General features: G+C 57.9%; 1 protein-coding gene. It reads left to right on the top strand.

Annotated features, from left to right (window positions below; genetic code table 11):
* Positions 1-54 precede the first annotated feature (54 nt).
* Positions 55-1,005: an IS481 family transposase gene (locus tag EOD07_RS35660; RefSeq protein WP_127238456.1), complete on the top strand. Its 951-nt coding sequence runs from the start codon at positions 55-57 to the stop codon at positions 1,003-1,005.

The raw sequence follows: 1,005 nt of genomic DNA, 5'->3' as shown, positions 1-1,005 counted from the left end.
TTTGATCCCGGGCTTTAATGGTGCATGCTTGTCATTCGAATCAAAGGATGCGCTATGGGACAGGTTCTACACGGCCGCGCCACGACGACAGAGGCAATCCGTCGAGCAATACAGAATAGTCAAGAGAGCCTGAGGGCGCTGGCCAAGCGCTACGGGATCGATCAAAAGACGGTCCGAAAGTGGAAGAACCGAACCTCGACCGCCGATCTTCCGACAGGCCCCAAGGACCCGAAGTCGACAGTGTTGTCCGCGGAGGAAGAGGCGGCCATTGTCGCCTTTCGCAAGCACACGTTGCTGCCACTGGATGATTGTCTCTATGCCCTTCAGCCGGCGATCCCGCATCTGAGGCGCTCGTCATTGCATCGTTGCCTTCAACGCCACGGCATTTCACAGCTGCCGCAGATGGGTGTCGGCAAGCCGGCCAAGCAGAAGTTTAAGGCCTATCCGATCGGCTATTTCCACATCGATATCACCGATGTGCAGACCGCCGAGGGCAAGCTGCGCCTGTTCGTTGCCGTCGACCGGACGTCCAAGTTCGCTTATGCGCAGCTACACGCGACGGCGGACAAGATGACGATGGCCCAGTTCCTGCGGGATCTGATTGCGGCCGTGCCCTACGCCATCCACACCATTTTGACCGACAACGGCATTCAGTTCACCAACCGAAGCTGCGATCGCCATGCCCCTCGGCATATCTTCGACGACGTCTGCGCCGACCATGGCATCGAGCACCGGCTTACCAAGATCAACCATCCCTGGACCAACGGCCAGGTCGAGCGGATGAATCGGACTATCAAGGAGGCGACGGTCACCCGCTTCCACTATGAGGATCACGACCAACTGCGCCGACACCTCGCCGACTTCCTCTCAGCCTACAATTTCGCACGCAGGCTCAAGTCGCTCAAAGGCCTCACGCCTTATGAGTTCATCTGCAAAATCTGGAAACAAGAGCCCGAACACTTCAGGGTCGACCCGGTCCATCAAATGCCGGGACTAAACACCTAG

The organism is Mesorhizobium sp. M2C.T.Ca.TU.002.02.1.1, assembly GCF_003997225.1.
This window is presented reverse-complemented; position numbering and strand designations above follow the sequence as displayed.

Bases quoted from the DNA above. Each gene is read 5' to 3' on its own strand.
- EOD07_RS35660 (WP_127238456.1), top strand. From the start codon at position 55: ATGGGACAGGTTCTACACGGCCGCGCCACGACGACAGAGGCAATCCGT.